Source organism: Oceaniovalibus sp. ACAM 378 (genome assembly GCF_008085915.1).
GTDB lineage: Bacteria > Pseudomonadota > Alphaproteobacteria > Rhodobacterales > Rhodobacteraceae > Oceaniglobus.
Genome location: NZ_VSJK01000006.1, coordinates 19428 through 35852 on the forward strand (window position 1 = coordinate 19428; position 16425 = coordinate 35852).

Annotated in this window: 15 protein-coding genes; 8 read left to right on the forward strand and 7 right to left on the reverse strand. The window is 61.9% G+C overall.

Annotation, left to right across the window (positions count from 1 at the left end; all coding sequences use genetic code 11):
* The 4 genes from FQ320_RS08985 to FQ320_RS09000 are packed head-to-tail and all read left to right on the forward strand — an operon-like array spanning position 1 to position 4560.
* Positions 1 to 1764, forward strand: coding sequence for an L-aspartate oxidase (locus FQ320_RS08985; RefSeq protein WP_148471398.1), 1764 nt, complete (start codon positions 1 to 3; stop codon positions 1762 to 1764).
* A complete protein-coding gene (locus FQ320_RS08990) occupies positions 1764 to 2720 on the forward strand; it encodes a fumarate hydratase (RefSeq protein WP_148471399.1) in 957 nt (318 codons plus the stop codon). Before FQ320_RS08985 ends, FQ320_RS08990 begins: the two co-directional genes overlap by 1 nt.
* The gene (locus FQ320_RS08995; protein WP_187393837.1) at positions 2717 to 3895 is read left to right on the forward strand and encodes a CaiB/BaiF CoA-transferase family protein; all 1179 of its coding nucleotides are present in this window, start codon (positions 2717 to 2719) and stop codon (positions 3893 to 3895) included. Before FQ320_RS08990 ends, FQ320_RS08995 begins: the two co-directional genes overlap by 4 nt.
* Positions 3892 to 4560: a fumarate hydratase C-terminal domain-containing protein gene (locus tag FQ320_RS09000; RefSeq protein WP_148471401.1), complete on the forward strand. Its 669-nt coding sequence runs from the start codon at positions 3892 to 3894 to the stop codon at positions 4558 to 4560. Before FQ320_RS08995 ends, FQ320_RS09000 begins: the two co-directional genes overlap by 4 nt.
* A gap of 7 nt (positions 4561 to 4567) precedes the next feature.
* Here the strand turns inward: FQ320_RS09000 and FQ320_RS09005 are convergent, their stop codons facing one another.
* Positions 4568 to 5311 (reverse strand): sulfite exporter TauE/SafE family protein, encoded by a 744-nt coding sequence (locus tag FQ320_RS09005; protein WP_148471402.1) that lies wholly within the window; start codon positions 5309 to 5311, stop codon positions 4568 to 4570.
* Positions 5308 to 6219: a LysR substrate-binding domain-containing protein gene (locus FQ320_RS09010; protein WP_148471403.1), complete on the reverse strand. Its 912-nt coding sequence runs from the start codon at positions 6217 to 6219 to the stop codon at positions 5308 to 5310. Before FQ320_RS09010 ends, FQ320_RS09005 begins: the two co-directional genes overlap by 4 nt.
* A 165-nt stretch (positions 6220 to 6384) precedes the next feature.
* On the opposite strand from FQ320_RS09010, the gene FQ320_RS09015 reads away from it, so the two are divergent.
* From FQ320_RS09015 to FQ320_RS09030, 4 genes are all read left to right on the forward strand, one after another.
* Positions 6385 to 7362, forward strand: coding sequence for a tripartite tricarboxylate transporter substrate binding protein (locus FQ320_RS09015; protein WP_148471405.1), 978 nt, complete (start codon positions 6385 to 6387; stop codon positions 7360 to 7362).
* 89 nt (positions 7363 to 7451) lie between these two features.
* Complete coding sequence (locus FQ320_RS09020) at positions 7452 to 7943, forward strand: tripartite tricarboxylate transporter TctB family protein (RefSeq protein ID WP_255509438.1); 492 nt, start codon at positions 7452 to 7454, stop codon at positions 7941 to 7943.
* The gene (locus FQ320_RS09025) at positions 7940 to 9460 is read left to right on the forward strand and encodes a tripartite tricarboxylate transporter permease (RefSeq protein WP_148471407.1); all 1521 of its coding nucleotides are present in this window, start codon (positions 7940 to 7942) and stop codon (positions 9458 to 9460) included. The genes FQ320_RS09020 and FQ320_RS09025 overlap by 4 nt, the downstream gene beginning before the upstream one ends.
* The gene (locus tag FQ320_RS09030) at positions 9457 to 11088 is read left to right on the forward strand and encodes a thiamine pyrophosphate-binding protein (protein WP_148471409.1); all 1632 of its coding nucleotides are present in this window, start codon (positions 9457 to 9459) and stop codon (positions 11086 to 11088) included. Before FQ320_RS09025 ends, FQ320_RS09030 begins: the two co-directional genes overlap by 4 nt.
* Positions 11089 to 11391: 303 nt before the next feature.
* On the opposite strand, the gene FQ320_RS09035 is transcribed toward FQ320_RS09030, so the two are convergent.
* Genes FQ320_RS09035 through FQ320_RS09055 form a run of 5 tightly spaced genes read right to left on the reverse strand, consistent with a single transcriptional unit; the run spans position 11392 to position 16412 of the window.
* Entirely contained in the window at positions 11392 to 12204 is an 813-nt protein-coding gene (locus FQ320_RS09035; protein ID WP_148471411.1) for an ATP-binding cassette domain-containing protein, read from the reverse strand.
* Positions 12201 to 13178 (reverse strand): ABC transporter ATP-binding protein, encoded by a 978-nt coding sequence (locus FQ320_RS09040; RefSeq protein ID WP_148471413.1) that lies wholly within the window; start codon positions 13176 to 13178, stop codon positions 12201 to 12203. The genes FQ320_RS09035 and FQ320_RS09040 overlap by 4 nt, the downstream gene beginning before the upstream one ends.
* Positions 13175 to 14734, reverse strand: coding sequence for a gamma-glutamyltransferase (locus FQ320_RS09045; protein WP_148471415.1), 1560 nt, complete (start codon positions 14732 to 14734; stop codon positions 13175 to 13177). Before FQ320_RS09045 ends, FQ320_RS09040 begins: the two co-directional genes overlap by 4 nt.
* Positions 14731 to 15612 carry a polysaccharide deacetylase gene (locus FQ320_RS09050; protein WP_148471417.1) on the reverse strand — a complete coding sequence of 294 codons (882 nt, stop codon included), beginning with the start codon at positions 15610 to 15612 and terminating at the stop codon, positions 14731 to 14733. The genes FQ320_RS09045 and FQ320_RS09050 overlap by 4 nt, the downstream gene beginning before the upstream one ends.
* Complete coding sequence (locus tag FQ320_RS09055) at positions 15609 to 16412, reverse strand: SDR family NAD(P)-dependent oxidoreductase (RefSeq protein WP_148471419.1); 804 nt, start codon at positions 16410 to 16412, stop codon at positions 15609 to 15611. The genes FQ320_RS09050 and FQ320_RS09055 overlap by 4 nt, the downstream gene beginning before the upstream one ends.
* Positions 16413 to 16425 lie beyond the last annotated feature (13 nt).

Sequence of the window (16425 nt, forward strand, 5' to 3'; positions counted from 1 at the left end):
ATGGCATCAACTTCGAACATCGACCGGCACGACACTGACATCCTGATCCTCGGGACCGGCGGGGCTGGCATGTTTGCCGCCCTGCATGCGCAACAGACGGCGCCTGCGGGCACGAAGATCACCATCGCGGTCAAAGGACTGATCGGCAAATGCGGCTGCACGCGGATGGTGCAGGGGGGCTATAACGTCGCCTTGGGCACCGGTGACACGGTCGAGCGGCATTTCATGGACACGATCATCGGCGGCAAGTGGCTGCCCGATCAGGACATGGCCTGGAAGCTGTGCGAACAGGCCGTGGTGCGTGTGCGCGAGTTGGAAAACGAGATCGGCTGTTTCTTTGATCGCAATACCGATGGCACGCTGCATCACAAGGCATTCGCCGGACAGACCGCAGACCGCACCGTGCACAAAGGTGACCTGACCGGGATCGAGATCATCAACCGCCTGATGGAACAGGTTCTGTCCCGGCCCGTCGAAAAACTACAGGAACACCGGGCAATCGGCTTGATCCCGACACGCGACGGCTCGGCGCTGGCGGGGGTTCTGTTCATCGACATGCGCACCGGCCGGTTCCGCTTTGTGCGCGCCAAGACGGTGATGATGGGCACGGGCGGTGGCCCGACGATGTACAAGTATCACACGCCATCGGGTGACAAGACGATGGACGGTCTGGCCATGGCTTTGCGCGCCGGGCTGCCGCTGCGCGACATGGAAATGGTGCAGTTTCACCCGACAGGACTGTTGGCCGGGGATCACACCAAGATGACCGGAACGGTGCTTGAGGAAGGGTTGCGCGGCGCAGGTGGACAACTGCTGAACGGCGCCGAAAACCGGTTCATGTTCGACTATGATCCGCGCGGCGAACGGGCCACGCGCGATGTGGTCAGCCGGGGCATCTATGCAGAGATGCGCAAGAACAACACGTCAAAGAATGGTGGCGTGTTCATCTCGATGGCGCATCTCGGACCGGACAACGTGCGTGCGAAATTCAGCGGCATGGTCAAGCGCTGTGCCGACAGCGGTTTCGATCTGGCGGGCGGGCTGGTCGAAGTGGTGCCGACCGCGCATTATTTCATGGGCGGCGTCGTGGTTGATCCTGACACCCGCACGGCGATGGAAGGCCTGTATGTTGCGGGCGAAGATGCGGGCGGGGCCCATGGCTCCAACCGTCTGGGCGGCAACGGTGTCGCCAACTCCACCGTTTACGGCGGTGTCGCGGGCGACGTGATGGGCATGGATATCCGCAAGATGGCCGGGCTGCGCGACCCTGACGAAACTGTGCTGGACGCCGAAATTGCCCGGGCGCAGCGGCCCTTGTCGTTGAAGCCCGGCAATGTGCAGGCTTTGCGCCACGCGCTGCAAGAGGCAATGTGGGAAGATGTCGGTGTGTTGCGCACCGAGGTCGGGATGCTGCGCGGTATCGACCGGGTGGAGAGCATCAAGGCAGAGCTTTTGCAAACCGGCGTCGCAGGTGACAATCTGGCGTTCAATCTGACCTGGCACGATTGGTTGAACATGGCGAGTCTTGTCGATGTATCCGAAGTGATCGCACAGGCAGGCATCGCGCGGGAAAACTCGCGCGGGGCGCATTACCGCGAAGACTTTCCTGACAGCGGGTCGATGGAAAGCTCGTATTTCACTCTGGCACAGATGAGTGGAGGCGAGGTGCAGGTGACCCGGGCGCCGGTGAAGTTCACGATTGTCCGGCCCGGTGAAACCGTTTTGCCCGCAGGTGAACCCGAAACTCTGGTGGAGGCCGTCTGATGATATCCATTGATTTGATCCAGAAAACCGCAGAAATTCTGATGGACAAAGCCGCCATCGAGATTCCCGACGATTATCTAACCGGTCTCAAGGCGGCGTCAGCGGTCGAGGATGGCGATCTGTCGTCCTTTGTCCTCAAGGCGATGCTGGAAAATTACGAAGTCGCCAAGCAGGACCGCCGCGCGATGTGCGGCGATACCGGCACGCCGCGCTGGTACATCAAGATGGGCAATGAGACCCAGGTTGAAGGCGGGCCAATCGCGCTGGAGGCCGCACTGCGCCGCGCCACGGCCAATGCCACCAACGGTGTCCCACTCAGGCCGAACCGGGTGCATCCGTTGTGGCGGACCGATCATGACAACAATGTCGGCATCGGCGCGCCCGAAATCGAATATGGCTATGAACCGGGCGGCGAGTGGATCGACCTGATCACCGTGCACAAGGGCGGGCTGTTCGGCACCGATTACCGGATGTTGTTTCCGTCAGACGGGATTCAGGGGATCAAACGCTTCTATCTCGACTCGCTCATCTCTTTCGGGAAACGCGGTCTGGCCTGTCAGCCTGCGATCATCGGCATCGGTCTGGGCGGCTGCAAGGATACCTGCATGGTGCTGGGCAAACGCGCGGCCTGTCTGCGCACGGTGGGCGATCGCAATTCCGACCCGCGCATTGCCGAGCTTGAACTGGAGTTGAAAGAGCTGGGCAATTCCATCGGCATGGGCGCGATGGGGTTTGTCGGCAAATCCATGGTGATCGACGCCCATATCGAGGTTGGCTATTGCCACACCGGCGGTATGCAGATGTCGGTTCATGCCTTCTGCCTGTCTTCGCGCCGGGCCGTGGCGCGGGTTTTCCCCGACGGGCGGGTCGAATACCGCACCGATCCCGACTGGTTCACTGACTATCAGCGGCGCGAGACGGTGGAATGGGAGCTGCCAGCCGTAGCTGCCGAATGACACAGGTCCCGCATCTCCCGTCCGAACCGCACGACGCCGCCGGCGCGCGACCTCTTGACGGGGTGACGATCCTTGATTTCACCCATGTGCTGGCCGGGCCCTATGCCACCGGGCAGCTTGCCCTGATGGGCGCCCGCGTCATCCGGATAGAGCGACCGGGCGGCGATGATTTCGTGCGCGGCCACGGCGGCACCGACACAATGAAAGCCGCCGGTCTGGGCGCGTCTTTCCTGAGCCAGAATGCCGGCAAGCAATCCATCGTTCTGGACCTCAAGACCGACGCCGGGCGCGACACGGCCCTGCGTCTGGCAACCACGGCAGACGTTCTGGTGCAGAATTTTCGCCCCGGCGTGATCGACCGTCTGGGCCTTGGATTTGACGCCGTGCGCGCCGTGAACCCCGATATCATCCACGCCGGTCTGTCGGGCTTCGGGCCGACCGGTCCGCTCGCGGGGCGGCCCGCCTATGATCACATCCTTCAGGGGTTCTGCGGGCTGATGGCAATGACCGGAGACGAAGGGTCAGGGCCGCAGCGCGTCGGGCTGCCGATCGTGGATTATGTCGCAGGGCAGGCGATGGTTGCGGCCGTTCTTGCGGCACTGCTGCGCCGTGCGCGCCAACCGGACAGGGCGCAGGAACTCCACGTTTCGATGCTTGATGCGATGACCGGATTCATGGGCGCCTATGCCGTCAATCACCAGACGACCGGCGCGCTGCGCGGGCTGGACGGCAACCGCGCGTTTTCCGATTCACCCTATGCCGGGCGTTTCGACTGCGCCGGTGGGGAACGGATCGTGATTACCGCGAACACGCCTGCGCAGGCGACACGCCTCTGCGCGGCGTTGAACGCGCCTGACCTTGCCGATGAACCGGACCCGCAAAAGGTCACCGCTCGGCTGTCGTCGATCTTTGCCACTGCGCCCGCCGCGCATTGGGACGACCTGCTGGCCGGGGCCAATGTGCCCGCCGGGCCGGTTCTGTCTTTGGCCCAATGCCTTGCCCATCCACAGATGGCGGGATCGCCCGGCTGGCTTGATCTGCCGGTGCCGGAACTGGGCATCACCGTGCGTGTCCCCGGTCTGCCGTTTGCTGCCCCTTGGGCACCGACACAGCTTGACGCTGCCCCGACCTTTGGCCGCGACACCGACGCAATCCTGCAGGAGACCCCGACATGAGCCCACGTGAAATCAGACTGAGCACAACCCCGAGCCCCGAGGCGCTGGCCGAGTTGCAGCTGGGCGATATCGTGTACCTTGACGGGCTGATGTATACCGCCCGCGAAGGGGTATATAAGCGCGCCCTTGAGGATAAGGCGAATATTCCGATGGAGCTTCCCGCCGAAAGTGCGACGAATTTCCATTGCTCGCCCGCGGCACGGATCAACGCCGACGGTACCTTCACCATGGGTGCTGTCACTGCGACAGCATCGTTCCGCTTCGCCAAATGGCTGCCTGAATGGTTGGAAAAATCCGGTGCCAAACTGGTGATCGGCAAGGGCGGGATGAGCAGCAAAGACTATAAGGCGTATTTCGTACCCAATGGCGCAATCTATCTCAGCACCGTCGGCTATGGCACCGGCGCGCTTTTGGGGCGGGGTGTTGAAAGCGTCGAGGCGGTGCATTGGAACGAAGAACTTGGGCTGGCACAGGCGATGTGGGTGATCAAATGCAACCGCATGGGACCATTCATCGTCGCCTCTGACATCGAGGGTCGCTGCCTGTTCGAGCGTGAAAACGAACGGATTTCCCAGAACCTCGAGCGGATCTATGAGGGCACCCGCCCCGCGACCCTGAAACGCTTTGGCGAAACCGACGACAAGAGCGATGAACTGATCGGTTGAAGCGGCTTTACAGCACTTCCTTGGCCAGCAGGATCGTCCCCGAAAGGAACATCATCGCCACCAGCAGTTGACGGAACTGGTCATCGGTCAACCGCTTGAAAAGGGCAATTCCGGTCTGTGCAAAAATCAGCGCCACAGGCAGAGCGACGGCGATATGCGTCATCGTCTCAAGGGTATAGACGCCGCGAAACAGCAACACGATGCCGGTGACACCGAGAATCACAATGTTGAACGGTTGCAGAACGGCGCGGGTTTCGGACTTTGACCAGATTTTCATCGCCGACCACATCGTAGGCAAAGCGCCCGACAGCGAGATCGCCCCGCCCATGATGCCACCCAGAAAGCCGATACAGCCGTCGATCACGGGTGTCGAACGCTCCAGTCTGGGCAGGGTGCGGCGCACGGTGAAGAACCCGCCATAAAGAATCATCATCGCTGCAATCGTGATCTTCAGATACCCGGGATGCAGAAACGACAGCGCTGCCACACCCAAAGGTATCCCCACCAACCCCGGCACCACAAATCCCGCAAGCCGTCGTGGTTGATCCATGATCGACCGGCGCACCAGCCACGCCCCCTGCAGGCCAGTGGCCACGGACATGAAGATCGCCACCGCAACCGCATGCACCGGGTCCATGATCTGCAACCAGAACCCCAGACCGAAAAGCGCTGTGCCGAACCCGGCAAGACCGTTGATCAGTCCGCCCGCCGCCGCACCCGCCGCCAATATCAACAGAAACTCAACGGTCATGCGCGGGGTTCGCCTTGGAAAACCGGTGCGAATTTGCCGATTGCGACCGCCTCGAGCAGAACCCTGCAAACCTCATCGATCACCCGGCCCTTGGGCGCGTCCTTGCGGCTGATCAGGCCCAGCCGTCGCACCGGCGCATTGACGGGCAGGGGAAGGCGCCGCAACGGAAGCGGGTTATAGCTTTCGACACAGGGGCGCGGTGCAATCGAAACCCCGAGGTTGCTCAGAACCATGCTGGAAATCGCCTCAAGTCCATCAAGCTCCATGATGTCGGACACCCTCACCTTGTGTTCCACCAGCCAGTTTTCGATCTGCATGCCCACCACCGCTTCGCGCGAAAAGCGGATAAACGGGTATTTTTCCAACAAATGCAACGGATCGTCGCTTACGGTGTCCATGCTTGCCAGCAGTTCAAATGGCTCGGCCGCGATCTCGGTCCAGTGATAGGCGTCAGTCAGGGACGCAGGGCGTGAGATCAGCGCCGCCCCCAAAGCGCCGCGTTCAAGCTGGCGCATCAGCTCGTGGGTCAGTCCCGGCACGACGCGGATGTGCAGTTTCGGCCAGCATCGTTTCAGCGCGGAAATCGCCAGCGGCAACAGAGCGGTCAGGGTGGTCGGGACCGCCCCCAGATACAATTCTCCGGTCAGCCCGTCATCGCCTAGCACCGATGGCACGATATTATCATAGCTGCGAACAACCTCGCGCGCCCTGGCCACCAGTTGCAGGCCGATAGGCGTCAGTTCTGGTGTGCGTTTGGAGCGATCAAAAATCACCACGTCCCAGTTGCTTTCCAACGCCTTCATCTGTTGGCTGACGGCCGCATGGGTGACAAAAACCGCTTCGGACGCGGCGCTGAACGTGCCATGATCTGCCACGGCTATAAGGGTTTTCAGCACTCTTATGGACATTCTTACCGATCCGTAGCGTAAGTAAATCTAACATTTGGTGTAACTAATTGTCGCTTCTCACAAGTATGACTTACGAATACGGTCCGGTCAATAAACGTAGAATGCACAGGGGCTGGCAGGATGCCTGACCCACTGGCGCACATGAACCAAACGGAGGAGGAACGTATGACACTCAGGAAAATCGCCGCGGTAAGTGCTGTCGCGCTCGGATTGAGCGCGACGATGGCGCTGGCAGAATACCCCGAACGCGCGATCAACATGATCATTCCGTTCAGCGCAGGTGGGGCCACGGATATTTCCGCGCGGGCGATCTCGGGCTCGCTGGGTGAGGCGGTGGGCAAACCGCTCGTCATGACCAACGTCGCCGGTGCGGGCGGCGCCACAGGGTCGGTCGCCGTGATGAACGCGAAACCCGATGGTTATACGATGCTGTTCGCACGGGTCGGATCGCACACGGTCAGCCCGGCGATGAAAGCCACATTGCCATACACGCTGGATGATTTCCGGTTTGTCACGGTGTACGAGATCAACCCCGTTGCCTGTGCCGTCACTCCGGCTTCGGGGATCAAGTCGATGGACGAGTTGATCGCCAAGGTAAAGGAAGGCAACGCATCGTTCAGTTCATCCGGTGTCGGAACGCTGCTGCATCTGGCGGCTGTCATGGTGCTGAACGAATTCGGCGTTGAAAACGCCAACACGGCAGCGACGCATATCCCGCAAAAGGGTGGTGGCGAAGCAGCGACGGCAGTCTTAAACGGCACTGTGACTTTCGTGTGCACCAACTCGTCCGCGCTGGCCAACTTTGTCGCCAACGGTCAGCTGGTGCCGCTGATGGTCACGACGGCGGAACCGGTCGTCGGCTTTGATGCACCGACATCCGCCGATCTTGGCAAGCCCAATCTGGAACAGCTCGTCGGCTGGACCGGGATTGCCGGGCCTGCAGACCTGCCCGATGACATTTCGGCCAAATGGGGCGGATGGATCGGCACCGCCACACAGGACCCGAAGTTCGCGGCGACGATGGAAAGTCTCGGGTCGGTTCTGGTGTCCATGACCCCCGAGGAATCGAGCGCCTTCATCCAGACGCAGTACGAGACCTTCCGCGCGCTGGTAGATCAGCTTGGCATGCGGGTCGAAGGCTGACATTATTTCGAAACTGAAAACGGATGCGCCGGACCGATCAGCGGACCGGCGCATTTCCCAACGATAATGACTTTTCGAGGTGCGAAAGCGTGGAAGACAGAAGAATCCACCTGCAACTGGGTATCAGCGCGATCATCCTGTCGTTGCTGTTTTTGGTGGTGCTGATCCCGAACTGGGTATCGTCACCGTCGAATGTGTCAAAGATGATCCTGTCACCTTTGATGTGGCCCAATGTGATCGCCGGGGCGACCGGGTTGATCGGCGCTGCGCTGTTGCTCGGCGCGTTGCGCATGCCACGGCTCGCGACTGAAATTCCGCCTGACACCGACGATCCCACGCGCGCCTATCTGCGGCTGTTTGTGCTGGCGCTGATCCTGATCGTGACGATGCCGCTGATGCCCCGGCTGGGTCTGGTGTGGACCACGATGGGTGTCTCTGCGCTGCTGGCCCTGCTGGTGCGGACCAGCCATCCGAAAACCGCGTTCATCTGCGCAATCTGCGTGCCGCTGGTGCTTTATGCCTTCTTTGCCCATGTCGCCGGTGTGGCGATCCCGCAGGGCAACTTTGTGCGCCTGCCATGAGCTTTGTAGATAACGTCATGGCCGGCCTCGCGCTTGTTGCCAATATCGAGAGCTTTCTGGCCCTGTTCATCGGCGTCGCCGTGGGCACCGTCGCGGGTGCCATACCGGGCATGTCCGCCACAATGGCGGTCGCGTTGACGCTGCCGTTTACCTTTGCAATGGCGCCGATCACCGGCATCCTGCTGTTGCTGGGGGTGTATAAGGGCGGCATCTTTGGCGGGTCGATCCCGGCCATCCTGATCCGCACGCCGGGCACGCCCGCATCCTCGGCGACAATCCTCGACGGCTATCCGCTGGCGGAAAAGGGTCAGGCGGGCAAGGCGCTCGGGATGGCGCTTTGGGCGTCGTGTACCGCCGATCTGATCTCGAACCTGTCGCTGATCCTGTTCGCGGGCTGGCTGGCGTCTTTCGCGCTCAGCTTTGGACCGCCGGAGTTCTTCACGCTGATCCTGTTTTCGCTGACCATCATCGCCGGCGTGTCGGGCGACAGCCTGCTGCGCGGTGCGCTGTCGGCACTTTTAGGGCTGATGCTGGCCACGATCGGTCTGGATCTGATCTATGGCACCAACCGCTTTACCTTTGGCAGTCCCACGCTGATGGGCGGGCTCAATTTCATTGCCGTCCTGATCGGGCTTTTCGCCCTGCCCGAAATCATCGCGATGGTCTGGAACCCGAAAGCCCACGAGGGCAAGACCCGCACGTTGGGCAAAAACTGGGTGACCTTTGCCGACTACAAGGCCAGTTTCCGCACCATCGTGCGCGGCAGCTTTATCGGCGTTTTCCTTGGCTCGATCCCCGGAATTGGGGCGGCCCCGGCCGCGTTCCTGTCCTATTCCGAGGCGCGGCGCAAATCCCCCAACAAGGCGAATTTCGGCAAGGGCGAGCTTGAGGGTGTCGCCGCAGCCGAGGCGGGCAACAATGGCGTCGCGGGCGCCACGCTGATCCCGCTGCTGGCGCTTGGCGTGCCGGGCGACGTGATCACGGCGATCATTCTTGGCGCATTCATGATCCACGGGTTGCAGCCCGGGCCGATCATGTTCGTGATGAACGCCGATATCATCTATGGCCTGTTCATCGGTCTGATCGTCAGTTCGGTTTTCCTGTTCATCATCGGTACGGTGGCGATCAAGGGCTTTAAATATGTGGCCGACATCCCGCGCGGCGTGCTGTTTCCGGCTGTCATGGTGCTGTGCATCTATGGCGTCTTCGCGGTGAACAATAACCTGTTCGACGTGGGCGTCATGTTCGTGATGGGCGGAGTCGGCTATCTGATGATGCGCTATAAGGTGCCGTCGGCGCCGTTTCTGATCGCCTTCATCCTTGGTCCGCTGCTGGAAGACAACTTTCGTCAGGCGATGCTGATGTCGAACAGCTCTCCGGCGATCCTGTTCCGTGGGCCGATCACATGGTTCTTCTGGTTGCTGACCGCGATCACCGTCTTTGCCATCGCCCGCGCGGGTTTCAAGACGATCCGCAATGCGCGTGCCGCGGATGCAGAAGCTGAGGAAATTCAATGACCACGCCCAAAACCACACCCCGGACCCGCGGCGCGGATCTTTTGGCGCAGACACTGGCAGCGGCGGGCGTCACCCGGATCTTTTCGCTGTCCGGTAACCAGATCATGCCGATCTATGACGCCTGCATCGACGCGGGCATCCGGATCATCCACACAAGGCACGAGGCCGCCGCCGTGTTCATGGCGGACGCCCACGCTCAGCTGACCGGCGAGATCGGCGTGTGCATGGTCACCGCCGCACCGGGCGCCACCAATGCGCTGGGGCCGTTGTTCACCGCCCGCCAGTCCGAAAGCCCGATCTTGTTCCTGACAGGCGATTCATCACGCGCGCAGGACGGCAAGGGGGCGTTTCAGGAACTCGATCAGGTGCCGATCACCGCGCCGCTGACCAAGCTGTCGTTTCGCGCCACCCGCGCCCGGGACATCGGCACCGAAACGGCCCGCGCGATCCGCACAGCCCTTTCGGGGCGACCCGGACCGGTGCATATTGCGCTGCCCTTTGATGTGATCGAGGCGGACGCGGCGGGGGGGACCCTGCCATCACCACAGGACATGACCCGCGACACCGCCGCGCTGTCCGATGAAGACACGCAAAAGATAGCCGAGATGATCGGCGCGGCAAAAACTCCGCTGATCCTGTGCGGTCCGGTCATGAACGCCACCCGCCAAGGCGACCTGACCGCAGCACTGGCCAAGGCCACGGACGCCCCGGTGATCGCAATGGAAAGCCCGCGCGGCCTGAAAGACCCCTCGCTTGGGGATTTTGCGATTGCGCTGAAACAGGCCGATCTGATTGTCTGTCTTGGCAAGCCGGTGAATTTCACGCTGGGCTTTGGCGGTCCTGCGGTCTGTCACCCCGATGCCCGGTGGGTCGTCGTGGACGTCGAAGCGGTGGAACGTGACCGCGCCGCTCTGAATCTCGGGTCCCGCCTGACGCTTTGCCTTGCCGCCGACCCGCGGGAAGCCGCGGACGCGCTGATCGCCGCGGCCCGCAAAGGGCCGGCGCGCACCGCTTGGCAAAAGGAAGTCGCAGACCGGATCGCCGCGCGTGTTGTTCCGGAGACGGACACGCAGACAATCACACCTTCCGAACTCTGCGCCGCAGTACAGCGCCAGATCGACAGCCATGCCCCATCCATCGTGATCTGTGACGGCGGAGAATTCGGACAATGGGCGCAGGCGGGCACCAAGGGCACGCAGCGCATCATCAACGGTCCGTCGGGCGCCATCGGCGGCGCGTTGTGCTATGGTGTGGCGGCCAGACTGGCCAACCCAAAGGCCACTGTCTTCGCTCTGATGGGCGACGGAACTGTCGGTTTCCACTTTGCCGAATTCGAAACCGCAGCGCGGGAAAACTGCCCCTTCGTGGTCGTGATCGGCAATGACGAATGCTGGAACGCCGAACATCAGATCCAGATGCGCGACTATGGCCCCGACCGCCTGATCGGCTGCACCCTCAGCGGGGCGCGTTATGATCTCGCGGTGGCGGCACTCGGCGGACATGGCGAGTATGTGACCGACCCCGCCGATCTTGACGCGGCCCTGACCCGCGCCGTGAACAGCGGCAAGGTGGCCTGCGTGAACGTGAGGATCAAAGGTCTTCCCGCCCCTGCCGGATCGGCCCACTGATCACCAGTTCGCACACAGCGATCTGTCCGAAGCCGATCACCTCATCGCCACAGCTTGCGTGCAGGTGGTTGAACAATTGAGCGGTGCGCATTCAGCGATTGCGGAACATGATCGCGTAACGCTTCCCAAGACGATCATATTCACATCAAACAGGGTGGTGATTGTCTGGGATGAGCTGAGACGGCAGGCCAATCTATCACGGCATTGCTTCACGCTGGTCCAACATTCTGAAAACGTTGGACGCTCTGCCAAAAACGCGAGAAATGCGCCGCGCTCGCTGGCACATTCCTTGGTGACCGTTGACTATGGTCTGGGCGACAACAGCGGGCTGCTCGGCACCGCGTCAAGCAGTTGGCGGGTATATTCGCTTTGCGGATTGTCAAAGATCGCCTCGACCGTCCCTTGTTCCACGATCACACCTGCCTGCATCACCGCGATACGGTCAGCGATGTGGTGCACCACCGACAGATCGTGGCTGATAAACAGATAGGCGAGGCCAAGATCACCCTGAAGCTGGAGCAGAAGATTCAGGATCTGGCTTTGAATCGAGACGTCCAGCGCGCTTACCGCTTCGTCGCAGACAATCACATCTGGGTCCAATGCAAGAGCCCGCGCAATCACAACGCGCTGACGTTGGCCGCCCGAAAAAGCACCGGGCAGGCGGTTGGCAGCATTCGGCTGCAATCCGACGAGAGCCAAAAGCTCTGCCGCCTTGTCGCGCCGGCTTTTTGCACTGCCGATGCCGTGGATTTGCAGAGGCTCGGTGATGCTGTCGCCAATGCTCATGCGGGGATTGAGCGCCGAGGCGGGATCCTGAAACACGATCTGAACCCGCCGGGTGATCGCGCGCCGGTCTGTGGCGTTCATTCCGGCACGATCCTGACCGGCGATCATGATGGTGCCCGAGGTTGGTTGTTCCATGCCCAGAATGGCGTATCCGGTCGTCGATTTGCCCGAACCGGATTCGCCGACAATCGCAAGGGTTTCGCCCGCGGAAAGGTCGAAACTGATGCCGTCGACGGCCTTTACCGGATCACCGTGACGACCAAGAAAACCCCGCCTGACCGGGAAATGAACCTTGAGGTCGCGCACTTGGATGAGTGGTTCGATGCTCATGCGACCTCCGCGACGCGATCGGAGTGCCAGCAGGCGGCCCTATGGGATTCCCTGCCCTTGGCTGCAAGCGGCGGCATTTCGGCGCAGATCTCGGTGGCCAGCGGACAGCGGTCGCGAAAGCGGCATCCCTCGGGCCAGTCGGTGGCTTCGGGCACGATACCCTCGATCGCAGGCAACATCTTTTTGCGCGGACCGTCGATGCGCGGCACGGTGCGCAGCAAAAGCGCGGTATAGGGATGTGCAGGGGTGCCCAGCACCTCGTTCACCGGTCCGGTTTCAACGATCCGGCCCGCATACATGACGGCAATCCGGTCGGCGATTTCGGCGACTACACCCATGTCATGGGTGATCAGCAACACGGCGGTGCCCAGATCGCGCCGGAGATCGGCCATCAGTTCCAGAATTTGTGCCTGAATGGTGACGTCCAGCGCCGTTGTCGGTTCATCCGCGATCAGCAGCGCGGGCTGGCGGATCATGGCGATGGCGATCATCACCCGCTGACACATCCCGCCCGAAAGTTCGAACGGATACTGCGTCACCCGAAGCGCGGGTTCGCGGATGCCGACGCGATCAAGCATTGCGATGGCGCGTTTCTCGGCCTCGGTGCTGGACACCGGACCTGACAACCGCAACGCCTCGGTTATCTGGCGACCAATGCGCATCAGCGGGTCGAGCGAGGCCACGGGTTCCTGAAAGATCATCCCGATCCGGCTGCCGCGCACCGCGTCCATCTGCCGCTGGGACAGGGTGTCGATGCGGCTGCCCTGAAGGTTGATCGCCCCGGCGCTGCGGGTTGCGACATCCGGGAGAAGGTTCAGCACCGACAGCGCGGTAAGGCTCTTGCCGCAACCGGACTCGCCGACCAGAGCGAGCGTCTCGCCCGGGTCCACATGCAGGCTCAGGTGATCGACGACAGGATTACCGTTGATCGAAACGGTCACGTCGCGCATCTCCAGAACCGGCGCGTCGGTCATGGCGTATCCTCGGCGCGGGCGGCGGCGGACCACGGGTGGTTGGGATGGACCATGCCGGTCATCGCACCGTCGGCTGTCACCGCCACGGCAGAGGGAATGGCGAACTGCACCGGATAGAGAAGGTTTTCCACGGCTGCCGCGTCATGGTCGGCCCGGATTGCCGACAACGTGCCATCGGGCGTGTCACGGTCGACCACGATACGCGGCGCCGAGGCGTCAATACGCGGTTCGCCAAGCGCCCGGCCCAGATTCATCCCATGATCGAGACAGAACACCGAAAGTTGCACAAGGGCGGGCATGATCTGCCGCCCACCCGCCGCACCAATGGCGATGGAACCGCCCGAAGCGGGGCGCAGGATCAGCGGGCACATGTTCGCCAGCGGCTTGACCCCGGGCGCGATGGTGTTCGGGGTGCCGGGGCGCGGATCGAACCACATCATGCCGTTGTTATAAAGCATGCCGGTGCGCGCGCCCATCACCTTGGAGCCGAACCGGGACAGCAGCGTATTGGTAAGCGACACCGTGGTGCCCTCGCTGTCCACCACGCTCAGATGCGACGTACAGCCCGGGTCGATCCCGTATTTGCCCGCGTGCCCGACCGTGGTGAGACGGGTGGCATAGGCGCGGCGGATCGCATCGGCATAGCTGGCGAAATCCTGCGGTGTCACGGTGCCGGGCGACTTGGGCAGCGGCACGCCATCCAGCGCATCGCAAAAGGCCGGACCACCAGAAAGCCCCGGCATGGCAAGGATCCGGTGATCGCCCCGTGCATGATCCAGCGGTTCAGCCCATGTGGCGCGATAGTTGGTCAGATCCACACCGTCCAGCGGTTGCCCCAGATCAGCGAGTTCGGCGACGATATCGCGGGCAATCTGCCCCTGATAAAAGTCCTGCCAGCCATTTTCGGCCAGCCGTTTCAGGGTGGCAGCCTTTTTGGTCAAGGGCAGGCGGAGTGACGAATGACCATCGGAGAGCCGCGGAGGTTTGCCGTCGACCAGAAACAGCGCGGCAGACTCGGCGTTTGTAGCCAGATTGTCGCTGTCGATCGTCAGGGCCAGTTGGGTGAACCAGTCGACCTCCAGACCCTTTTCCGCCTCTGCGATGGCCGGAGCGCAGGCCTCGGCCCATGAAATCGAGCCATGCGCGTCCAGCGCCGTGCCCAGACCCGCCACCGCACCGGGCACGCAGATCGACGAGGCACCGATAAGGTTGCGGTTGTCGATCACCTGCGGCCAGTCGAACCAATTGCCATCGCGCCCCTCAGAGAGAGGATATGCCGCAGGATCGATATTGTGCGACGAGACCATGTTGAAATCCAGCGCCTGCGCAGCATTGGTCCGCCCGTCGTGACGGATCAGGAAGCCGCCACCGCCAATTCCCGAAAGCCAGGGCTCGACGACTGACAGCACCAGCGCGCAGGTCACCGCCGCATCCACGGCATTGCCGCCCCGTGCCAGTACCGCCGCACCGGCGTTCGCCGCAGCCTGATGTTGCGCCGCGACCATCCCGCCCCGGCCCTGTGAAATGGGTTTGCTCATTGACCAGGTTGTCGTCATGGGCGGTTCTCCGTTGGCAGATGGGTGGCAAGGGTCGCAAGATCGCTGTCGTAGCTGAAACGTGCTGCATTGGCCGAGGTATGGTGCCATTCGGCAATCTCGGCGGCTGTCGCGTGCCACACGTCATCCTGAGATTTGATATGGCCCAACAGGTCTTCGAGCATGGCCAGCCGCCCGGCGCGCCCGGACAGCCAGGGGTGAACGGTGATCATGAACAACTGCCCGTACCGCCGCCCGGCCTCGAATTCGTCGCGCCACATGGCACCGACCTCGGCGGCGGATCTTGGCTGCCACTTGTCTGCGCCGCCGCCCATGAACTTGAAATGAATCGCGTCATCGATCAGCCATTGCACGGGAATTTCGGTGATTGCGTCAATCGAATATGGGTGATCGTGCCCCATCAGTGAACTGTCATAGGCAAGCCCGCGTGTCCGCAGCGCCGCAAGCATCCCCGCCGTCATTTCCCAGGCCGGCGAGCGGAAGCCAAACGGCCTGCGCCCGGTGATCCCGGCAAGGATGTCGATGGAACGATCCAGCGCCGTTTCAAATTCGGCCTGCGGCGTTTCGGCCACCAGTTCGTGCAGATGCCCATGCAGCCCGATTTCGTGGCCGCGCGCATCCAGTTCCTGCACCATTTCAGGGTGCAGTTGCGCAACGACCGACGGAACATAGAAACTGCCGGTGACCTGCACCCGATCCAGCATGTCGAGCAGCCGCCAGAACCCCTCGCGCGGGCCAAAGCGGCGTGCCTCAATCGCACCCAGAGTGTCGGGCAGACCGCTGCGGTGTTGCCAGAGATAGGGCGATTCCGCATCGACATCGGCGGAGAAGCAGAAAGCCGAACGTTTGCCCGCGGGCCATTCGTATTCCTTTATCATAACGCGGTCTTCTTATCCTGATGCACCACCAGTGAGCCGATAGAATTGCCGCCGTCGACAGCGATTGAAGTGCCGGTGATATAACTGGCCGAATCCGAACACAGGAACATGATCGCCGCGACCGCATCCTCGGGCTCCGAGCCGCGCCCGAGAGGGATATTTGCCAGAACGGCCTTCACATGCGCTTCGGTCAGCGGCGAAGCGGTGGAACCCGGCGCGAACCCCGGTTCGACAGCGTTGACCCGGATGTTGTAGTCGGACAGTTCAAGCGCAAAGCCCTGCATCAGCCGGTCAAGCGTCGTCTTGGACGTGCAATAGGGCACCACGGACCGGCGCATCTTGCGTGCGGCACCCGACGAAATCATGATAATCGAGCCGGGTTTGCCCGCGTCAATCATCAGTCGCGCGGCGGCCCGGGTCAGAACGAACGGCGCGCGCACATTCACGTTCATGATGCGGTCCCATTCGGCCGGTTCAATATCCAGCAGGAACCCCGAAGGATAGACGCCGGCGTTGTTGATCAGGATATCCGGCGCACCCCAGTTCATCTTGATCAACCCGATCAGATCATCGATCGAGCCATCGTCAGCCAGTTCGGTGGTATGGGTCAATGTCCCGTCAGGCATACGATCTGCCAGCTTCTGCAGCGCACCAGCATCGCGGTCTGACAACAGCAGCTCAGCCCCGGCCTGTGCGAAACAATCGGCGATCCAGCTGCCAAAAATCCCGGCAGCGCCGGTGATGACAACCCGTTTTCCAGTGAAGTCAAAGCCGGGCAGGGTGGTAGAGGGAGCGGACATATATGGGCCTTTC